Annotated in this window: 7 protein-coding genes; 4 read left to right on the top strand and 3 right to left on the bottom strand. The window is 66.0% G+C overall.

The window, feature by feature from the left end:
• On the top strand, positions 1 to 841 hold an 841-nt coding region (locus ACIQ42_RS11710), incomplete at its 5' end, for a DNA replication and repair protein RecF (protein ID WP_397422365.1).
• Here the strand turns inward: ACIQ42_RS11710 and ACIQ42_RS11705 are convergent.
• Positions 796 to 2,361, bottom strand: a complete 1,566-nt coding sequence (locus ACIQ42_RS11705) for a TonB family protein (protein ID WP_397422364.1) — start codon at positions 2,359 to 2,361, stop codon at positions 796 to 798. The genes ACIQ42_RS11710 and ACIQ42_RS11705 overlap by 46 nt on opposite strands.
• Before the next feature lie 445 nt (positions 2,362 to 2,806).
• Here ACIQ42_RS11705 and gyrB point away from each other — a divergent pair, with 445 nt between their 5' ends.
• Both gyrB and ACIQ42_RS11695 read left to right on the top strand, forming a co-directional pair.
• Positions 2,807 to 5,245 carry a DNA topoisomerase (ATP-hydrolyzing) subunit B gene (gene gyrB, locus ACIQ42_RS11700; RefSeq protein WP_397422363.1) on the top strand — a complete coding sequence of 813 codons (2,439 nt, stop codon included), beginning with the start codon at positions 2,807 to 2,809 and terminating at the stop codon, positions 5,243 to 5,245.
• Between the two features lie 84 nt (positions 5,246 to 5,329).
• Complete coding sequence (locus ACIQ42_RS11695) at positions 5,330 to 5,713, top strand: hypothetical protein (protein WP_397422362.1); 384 nt, start codon at positions 5,330 to 5,332, stop codon at positions 5,711 to 5,713.
• A gap of 178 nt (positions 5,714 to 5,891) precedes the next feature.
• On the opposite strand, the gene ACIQ42_RS11690 is transcribed toward ACIQ42_RS11695, so the two are convergent.
• Together ACIQ42_RS11690 and dmeF are read right to left on the bottom strand one after the other, a co-directional pair.
• Entirely contained in the window at positions 5,892 to 6,980 is a 1,089-nt protein-coding gene (locus ACIQ42_RS11690; protein WP_397422361.1) for a serine hydrolase, read from the bottom strand.
• A gap of 29 nt (positions 6,981 to 7,009) precedes the next feature.
• A complete protein-coding gene (gene dmeF, locus ACIQ42_RS11685; RefSeq protein ID WP_397422360.1) occupies positions 7,010 to 7,978 on the bottom strand; it encodes a CDF family Co(II)/Ni(II) efflux transporter DmeF in 969 nt (322 codons plus the stop codon).
• Between the two features lie 87 nt (positions 7,979 to 8,065).
• Here dmeF and ACIQ42_RS11680 point away from each other — a divergent pair.
• On the top strand, positions 8,066 to 9,082 hold a 1,017-nt coding region (locus ACIQ42_RS11680), incomplete at its 3' end, for a CobW family GTP-binding protein (protein ID WP_397422358.1).

Genomic DNA, 9,082 nt, shown 5'->3' with positions numbered 1-9,082 from the left:
CGCCCGCCGCGCGGTACGGGTGGAAGGTGAGACCGTGCCGCCGGGCCGCCTTGCCGAACACACCCGGCAGGTATGGCTGACCCCGGCGCAGGATCGTCTGTTTCTGGAGGGCGCCGCGGATCGTCGCCGCTTCTTTGACCGGCTGGTGTTCGCCGCCGAGCCCATCCATGCCGCCCACGTTCAGGCCTATGAAAAGACCCTGCGCGAACGCATGCGGTTGCTGACCGACGGGCCGCTCGACGCCGGCTGGCTGGATGCGCTGGAGGCGCGGCTGGCCGAGGCCGGGGCCTTGATGTCGCAGGCCCGCGCCCGGACCCTTGCGGCGCTCTCTGCAGAGATCGACACCCGGGGCGACCGCCCTTTCCCCCAGGCGCGCCTGTCGCTCACCGGAGAGTGGGAACAGATGGCCGCCGAGGGCGCCGGACTGGACGACATCCAGTCGAAACTGGCCCGCACCCTGGCCGGGGTCCGCGACCGCGACGCTGCCGCCGGCCGTGCGCTCAGCGGCCCGCATCGCGGCGATCTCAGCGTGATCCACGTAGAGAAGGATCGCGCCGCCGCCGAATGCTCCACGGGCGAGCAGAAGGCCTTGATCCTCAATCTGGTGCTGGCCCAGGCCGCTCGCCTGGCCCGGGCGACGGATGCGCCCGCGCCGATCCTGCTGCTTGACGAGGTGGCCGCCCACCTGGACGCCAGACGCCGCGCCGCCCTGTTCGACGAGATCGAGGCTCTGGGGCTGCAGGCGTTCCTGACCGGGACGGACGAGATGCTGTTCGAGGGGCTGGCGGGCCGGTCTCAGGGGTTCCGGGTGGAAGGGGCGGGGTTGGCGGGGGTGACCTGACCATCCGCTGCATGCGCCGCCATCGACTTTCCGTCACAGTCGCTGACCTTGCAGAAGGCTGCTCCAGCATCAACGAGCATCAGCCGGCCATACTGAGCGTTGTTTACGGCAGACTTTGCGATGACTTCGGGTGATTTGGCTTTCCACGCGGTTCCAACAGGTCCGCGCCAAAACTGGGTCAAACCCTTGAGTTGTTGGTCGCTGAGCACGGTGGTGAGGTATGCTGCCGTCAACTCATCACCCTGCCGCATTGCCACATCTGCGCCTCGATCCAGCGCTAGTCGCAGCACTTCAAAGTCGGCCGGATTTAGACCACTCGCAAGCGCTTGTTTCCGTTGATCATCGAGCAGAGCCCGGAGCGCGGCCTGTGTCCCTTGGCGACTATCCTGCACTGTCAAGAGCTCGCGGGCCAAGGCCAGAGCGTGTTCTGAACGGGCCTTGAAAACCGGTAGCGGGTCAGGCGGCTTATGAGTGCTTGCCTCGAACGCAATATCGATAGCGACCCGTCGGCCGGCGGCCCCTTGTGTCACTTGAGACGGGTTGAGGCGGTAATAGCTGGCTAGGCTCCTGGCGCCCGCAGCGAAACCAACGCCCCTGGGCGCTTCACTGACCACGTCACACTGCTCCATGGCTCCAATCAAACCAACGACACAGGTGAGCCGGGCGACTCCGCCGATCTGCAGGCTCTCGGACACCGGCGGTCTGAATTGATTGATGACCCGACGAGTGGGCTGCTGCGACCATTCGGGCGCAGCTATGAAGCCGCCTCTATCTGCCGGTAGTTCGGGAAGTGAGTTCGCTCCCGGCGTGATGCAACCCGCGACATCGCAAAGGTAGTCTCTGGCAGCTATGCGAGCGATCTCGGCAAGGCCATCGTTGATCTTCTTCATCAGCGCCGGGTTGCGATTCTCGGCAGCCAGCAGCGCTGCCCCGTCGGCGCCGGAGAAGTATCTCACCAAAGCCGCGAGTTCTTTTTCCGAAAAGGTTGCAGCCAACAGGCCTGCACCGGCCTCTCGCGCTTCCGCCGCGCGCGGCGGGTAGCTCTGGCGAAGCGCTGTCGCCATCTGACCGAAGCTGGGAATCGCAGTCTTGGCCGTGTCGAGCTGCACGGCGAGATCCTCAACTTGCGCCGCCGTAGTGTCCGGACCAGAGCTAAATGCGAGCAACTTCCGCGCGAGTTCCAGTCTGCGGGGCGAGGACACCGGAGGACGGGCTGGCTCCTCCTCCGGCGCAGGCAGAAACCGAAGTGGAATCGTGACTTCGCCGCCCTCGACAAACTTGCCGTTCAGGCTTTGCGGGCGAATCTGGAAGGCTGCCGCCATCGATAGCGCCGCCGCGCCGAACCCCAGGCCAGGAGGCGTCTCTGCCTCGACCCGACAAAGCTTCAGTTTTCCAAAAGCATCGACATTGCAGGTAATTATGGCTTTGCCGCGGATCTGTAGATTGAGCGCAAGCATCGGGTAGGCCCGGCTAAGGTCCTCGGGCCCGGGCTTTGCGATCCAATCCGGCTCAGTGATCACGTCTGGCGCAGCGACAGAAGCGCTCGAGGCCATTGCGATTAGGGCCGCGCTAGTCAATATTTTTAGCAAAGCTGATCCCCCCAGAACTCGACCCACTCTAGCAAGGCGCGAGCTGACGCCAAGTCGCAATTTATTGGCGTGATCCAGCACCGCTGTGACGTTCTGCGACGCGCCGGGCGCTACAAGCGGGTGGCCGATTTCCCGTCCGAGCGGGAGATCGTGCACCTCTTGGAGATTTCCAAGGACCAGACCTGGACCCCTTCCGTCTGCTTCGCGATCATCAGGCTCCGCGCCGCTGTGGCGCCGAAAAGCGTGCAGAATCAGCACTGGAAGCTGTATAGAGTGAGCTCAATCCCCAGGCTCCGCGCCGTGCGCGCGACGCCACCATAGGGCGCCTCAGGTGGTTCCGGCCACCTTCACGCGAGACGCCTCAGCTGGACGCATCATGAGCGACGAAACCCAGGTTCCCGACAATACCCCTGAAGGCAATGGCCAGGCCGAGTATGGTGCGGAATCCATCAAGGTTCTCAAGGGCCTGGATGCGGTGCGCAAGCGGCCGGGCATGTACATCGGCGACACCGATGACGGCTCGGGCCTGCACCACATGGTCTATGAGGTGGTCGACAACGCCATCGACGAGACGCTGGCGGGCTGGGCCACGCGGGTCGAGGTCATCCTGAACGCCGACGGCTCGGTCACCGTCACCGATGACGGGCGCGGGATTCCGGTCGACATCCACGAGGGCGAGGGCATCTCGGCGGCGGAGGTCATCATGACCCAGCTGCACGCCGGCGGGAAATTCGACCAGAATTCCTACAAGGTCTCCGGCGGTCTGCACGGCGTGGGCGTCTCGGTGGTCAACGCGCTGTCCGAGTGGCTGCGGCTGAAGATCTATCGCGGCGGCAAGTCCTACGAGATGGAGTTCCGGCACGGCGATTCCGTATCGCCGCTGAAGGAAACCGGCGACGCGCCGCTACGCGAGAACGGCGAGTTCCTGTCGGGGACCGAAGTCACCTTCCTGCCGTCGCTTGAGACCTTCGCCTTCATCGACTTCGAGCTGAAGACGCTGGAGCACCGGCTGCGCGAGCTGGCGTTCCTGAACTCCGGCGTCACCATCTGGCTGAAGGACCTGCGGGGGCCCGAGCCCACCGAAGAGGTCATGCACTATGAGGGCGGCATCGAGGCCTTCGTGCGCCACCTCGACAAGGCCAAGACCTCGATCATGAAGACGCCCATCGTGGTGCGCGGCCGCCGCGAGAACGTCGAGCTCGACCTGTCCCTGTGGTGGAACGACGGCTACCACGAGAATGTTCTGTGCTTCACCAACAACATCCCCCAGCGGGATGGCGGCACCCACCTGGCGGCGTTCAGGTCGGCGCTGACGCGGATCATCACCAACTATGCCGAGAGCTCCGGCACGGCCAAGCGCGAGAAGGTCTCCGTCGGCGGCGAGGACGCGCGCGAAGGCCTGACCTGCGTGCTGTCGGTCAAGGTGCCAGACCCGAAGTTCTCCTCCCAGACCAAGGACAAGCTGGTCTCGTCGGAGGTCCGCCCGGCGGTCGAGGGGCTGGTGGGCGAGGGCCTCGCGGCCTGGTTCGAGGAACACCCGGTCGAAGCGAAGATGATCGTTCAGAAGATCGCCGAGGCCGCCGCCGCCCGCGAGGCGGCCCGCAAGGCCCGCGAACTGACGCGGCGCAAGTCGGCGCTGGATATCTCATCCCTGCCGGGCAAGCTGGCCGACTGCGCTGAGAAGGATCCGGCCAAGTCCGAGATCTTCCTGGTGGAGGGTGATTCCGCCGGCGGCTCGGCCAAGCAGGCGCGCAACCGCGACAATCAGGCGATCCTGCCGCTGCGGGGCAAGATCCTCAACGTCGAGCGCGCCCGGTTCGACAGGATGCTGGGCTCTGACCAGATCGGCACCCTGATCATGGCCCTGGGCGCCGGCATCGGGCGCGATGAGTTCAACATCGAGAAGCTGCGCTACCACAAGATCGTCATCATGACGGACGCCGACGTCGACGGCGCCCACATCCGCACCCTGCTGCTGACGTTCTTCTATCGGCAGATGCCGGAGATCATCGAGCGGGGGTATCTCTATATCGCCCAGCCGCCGCTCTATAAGGCGTCCAAGGGCAAGTCGGTCCGCTATCTGAAGGACGACCCGGAGCTGGAGATCTACCTGATCGACGAGGGTGTGGATGGGGCGACCCTCGACCTGCCATCCGGCGAGCGCCTGACCGGCGCCGACCTGCTGGCCCTGGTCCAGACCGCGCGCGGCGCCAAGGCCAATGTGGAGCGGCTGGCGGCGCGGGCTCCGGCGTTCGCCATTGAACAGGCGGCCATGGCCGGCCTGCTGGCTGAGGGCGGCGATCCGGCGGCTGCGGCGAAACGCTTCGACCTCTACGCCGAAGAAGGCGACGGCCCCTGGAGCGGCGAACCGGCTGTGGGCGGCGGCTTTGCCTTTACCCGCATCAAGCGGGGCGTCACCGAGCGCGTGGTGCTGGACGAACTGTTGCTCAACGCCGCCGATGCGCGTCGCCTGGCCGAACGGTCAAAGGAACTGGCCCAGGTGTTCTCGGGCGCCGCCACCTTCACCCGGCGCGACCGCACGACCACGGTGCGAGGTCCCATCGATCTGGTGAACGCCGTGATGGAGAACGGCCGCCGGGGCCTTTCGATCCAGCGCTATAAGGGCCTGGGTGAAATGAACGCCGATCAGCTCTGGGAAACCACCCTGGATGTGGAGGCCCGGACCCTGCTGCAGGTGCGCGTCAACCACGCCGACGACGCCGACGACATGTTCACCCGCCTGATGGGCGATCTGGTGGAACCCCGCCGCGAGTTCATCCAGGAGAACGCGCTGGATGCGGAGGTGGACGTCTAGCGCGCGATTGTCGCTCAGCTCCGGTTCACATTTGCGCGCCGAGAAGGTAGGAAACCAGCGACCCCGAACCGCGATCCCGATCCCATGCGCCCTGCCTTTTCCGTGATGCTTGCCGCGCTCGTCACGACGATCCCGCTCAGCGCCCAGGCCGCGCCGGATGCCCATGGCGTCACCGTGGCGTTCGGCAACACCGTCAAGGCGCAGTATTCCGACGGCAAGTTCCAGCGGCTGTGGTTCCGGGCCGACGGTACCTGGGAGGCTGTGGGTCGGCGGGGCACATGGTCGGCAGGCAAATGGTCGCTGAAGGATCAGGGCGTTTGCCTGAAACAATCGCGTCCGTTCCCGGCGCCTTTCCGCTACTGCACGACATTTCCGGCAAGCGGCGGGCTTGGCGCGGTCTGGGCATCGCGCGACTGGCAGGGCGAGCCGATCAAGGTCACGGTGGTAAAGGGGATCGAGCGGCCCTAGGGAATTTCCTCAATACCGCTCATCCCGGCGAATGCCGGGACCCAGATGGCGTAGTGTTGGGCGGGTTGTACGTCCGCGCAGCGATTCCAGTCAGCCTCCCAGCCTTAAGATCTGGGTCCCGGCATTCGCCGGGATGAGCGGAACGTTTTTGAATTTCGCCGCTAAACTCGCCCGGAGCCTAGTCCGCCGTCTGGATACCTGCCGTCCGGTCCCAGTCCTCGGCCACCGCGCGGGTCACCGACTGCATGAAGGCCAGCCGCTCGGGCACCGGCTTCCAGGTCCGCCGCATCATCACCGCCACCGCATAGATGCGTCCGTCCGGCGCGGTGAGCAGGCCCACGTCGTTGATGCCGACCGAGGCGCCGGCGAAATCCTGGCCGGTTCCGGTCTTGTGCGCGATGGACCAGCCGGCGGGCAGGCCGCCTTTCAGACGCCGTGGACCGGTCCGCGCCTGCGTCATCCAGTCCAGCACGCGGGCCGTCGAGGCCGCCGACAGCAGTTCGCCCCGCGACAGCGCCGCCAGCGCCGCAGTGATCTCCCCCGGTGCGGCGCCATCGAGAGGCGCGGCCAGATAGGCATCCAGAGCCGCTTGCCGTGTCGCCCTTGGCAGGGCCTCTCGCGCCGCCTCGAAGTTCCAGCCGATCCCGTAGTCCGGTTGCCAGACGAGCCCGGCGGTCAGCGCCTGCAGGTCGCGCTCGAAGGCGCCCACCTTGACGCCCGTGAGACCCATTTCCTGTAGCGCCAGGGCGACGCCGTCGGGGCCGCCCAGTTCGCGCATCAACCGGTCGTTCGCGGCATTGTCGCTCTCCACCAGTGCGCGGCGCAGCAGATCCGAGACGGTGGTCTGGTAGCCGCCCGCCCCGATCCTGTAGGCCACGGGCTGGAAGAACACCGAGCGGTCCGCTTCGCCGAGGGTGACGACGCCGTCCGGGTCGATACGTCCCTCATCCACCGCCCGCATAACCGCGATGGCGACCCAGAGTTTGGAGACGCTCTGCTGGGGGTAGGGGCGATCTGCATCGACGCCGGCCGTCCAGCCGGTGGCGACGTCGGTGACCGCGATGCCCACCTCCTCGCCATAGGCTGCGGCCAGGGTTTCCAGTCGGGACTGCAACGCCGCCGGCGCAGGCGGGATGGGCTTGGCGACCTGCAGCCGTCCCGCCAGACCGGAGCCGCCCGAGGTCAATCGCACCGACCGGTCGGCGATCGCGAGGCCGCCCGCCACGGCGCCGGCCAGAACGATGGCCGCAACCAGAACGAGCTTCATCAAGCGCATGTATTCCTGCCCTGTCCGGCTCAGGCGTGACTGTGGCCGGCGTGGTTGTGGGCGCCATCGGCCCGCGCCCGCACCTCGACAGTCACATGCGACAGCCCACCCAGTCCAGCCAGCCGCGCGTGATAGGCCTGCGGCGGGGCCGGATGGTCTGCGGCGATGACCGCAATCACCGCATGATGCCCGGGGCCGAGGCGCCAGAGGTGCAGATCGACCAGATCCTCGCCCCCGGAGGTCAGCCTGCGGCGCACCTCGGCCGTCAGGTCGCGCGATGGATTGATGTCCAGCAAGGCGGCGCCGGTGCGGCGCAACAGGGTCCAGGCGAAGTGCCCGACCAGTCCGGCGGCCAGTAGCCCCGCCAGCGGATCCGCCATCTCCCAACCAAGCTGTCGACCGGCCAGCAGGGCAAGGAAGGCGATCACTGACACCGCTGCATCGGCGGTCAGGTGCAGGTGCGCGGCCGAGAGATTGAGGTCACCCTGCGGATCATTCCGCGCGGCCGTCGCGCCCGTAGGCCGGAGCAGCAGGATGCAGACCACATTGACGGCGAGTCCCCCGGCGGCGATCGGCAAGGCGTCACCGAAATGCACATGTTCCGGGCTGAGCAACCGTTGGCCGCTCTCCACGGCGATCATCACGGCGGTGGCGGCCAGCACCAGGGCGTTGGTGAACCCGGCCAGATAGCCCACCTTGCCGGTGCCAAAACTGAAGGCCGGATTGGCCGCGTGGCGCCGCGCCAGGGCATAGGCGGCCGAGGCTACCAACAGCGAGGCGACATGGGCGCCCATGTGCAGCCCACTGGCGGTCAGGGCGATCGAACCGGTCGCGGCGCCGCCGGCCAGCAAGGCCACCAGGGTGCCCATGCAGATCACGGTTACGAGCCAGGTGCGCCGCTCGTTGCGCACATGATCCGCGCCCAGGTAGGTACGGTTCTGCCGGAAGGCGTCCAGCGCTGCGGCTTCAGAGGGCGCGAGGGGTTCGTTCAGGGCCATTTGTTACTTCATAACACTAAATGGCCGGAAGGCCAGCTTTGCGAACGCCCCTTCATAAGTCGGCGTCCAGGCTCTAAATGAACAGCCATGAGCGAAACCCATGTAAGCAAAATCCCCGTCACCGTCCTGACCGGCTATCTCGGCGCGGGCAAGACCACCCTGCTGAACCGGATTCTCTCGGAGAACCACGGCAAGACCTATGCGGTGATCGTCAACGAATTCGGCGAGATCGGCATCGACAACGACCTGATCGTCGGGGCCGACGAAGAGGTCTTCGAGATGAACAACGGCTGTGTCTGTTGCACGGTGCGCGGCGACCTGATCCGGGTTCTGTCGGGCCTGATGAAGCGCAAGGGCACGTTCGACGGGATCATCGTGGAGACGACGGGACTGGCCGATCCGGCGCCTGTGGCTCAAACCTTCTTTGTGGACGACGACGTCCGCGCCCGGACCCAACTGGACAGCGTCACCACCGTGGTCGACGCCAAGCACCTGCCCCTGCGCCTGAAGGACAGTCGCGAGGCTGCCGAGCAGATCGCGTTCGCCGACCAGATCATCCTCAACAAGACCGACCTCGTCACCGAGGCCGAGTTGATCGAGGTGGAAAAGGCGATTCGTACCCTCAATCCGCTGGCCCCGATCCGTCGGGCCGAGCGCTCCAACGTGCCGCTGGACTCGATCCTGGGCCAGCACGCCTTCGACCTGGGCCGGATAACTGAACTCCAGCCCCACTTCCTCAATCCGGGGCATGGCGAAGCCGGCCATGTGCATGATGAGCACTGCGACCACGATCATGACCACCACGTCCACGACGAGCATTGCGGACATGACCACGACCACCATGAGCATCACGCGCATATCCACGATCACGTGGCCGAGAGCGGGATCTCGTCGATTTCACTGACCTCGCAAAAGCCCATTGACGGCAATCGCGTCACGGCCTGGCTCAACAATGTGCTGCAGACGCAGGGGATCGATATACTGCGGGCCAAGGGCATCCTCGATGTGAAGGGCGAAGAGCGGCGACTGGTGTTCCAGGCCGTCCACATGATTCTGGAAGGCGACTTTCAGGGGCCGTGGAAAGACACCGACAACCGCTATTCG

Origin of the sequence: Phenylobacterium sp., assembly GCF_044372605.1 — a bacterium.
GTDB lineage: Bacteria > Pseudomonadota > Alphaproteobacteria > Caulobacterales > Caulobacteraceae > Phenylobacterium.
This window is presented reverse-complemented; position numbering and strand designations above follow the sequence as displayed.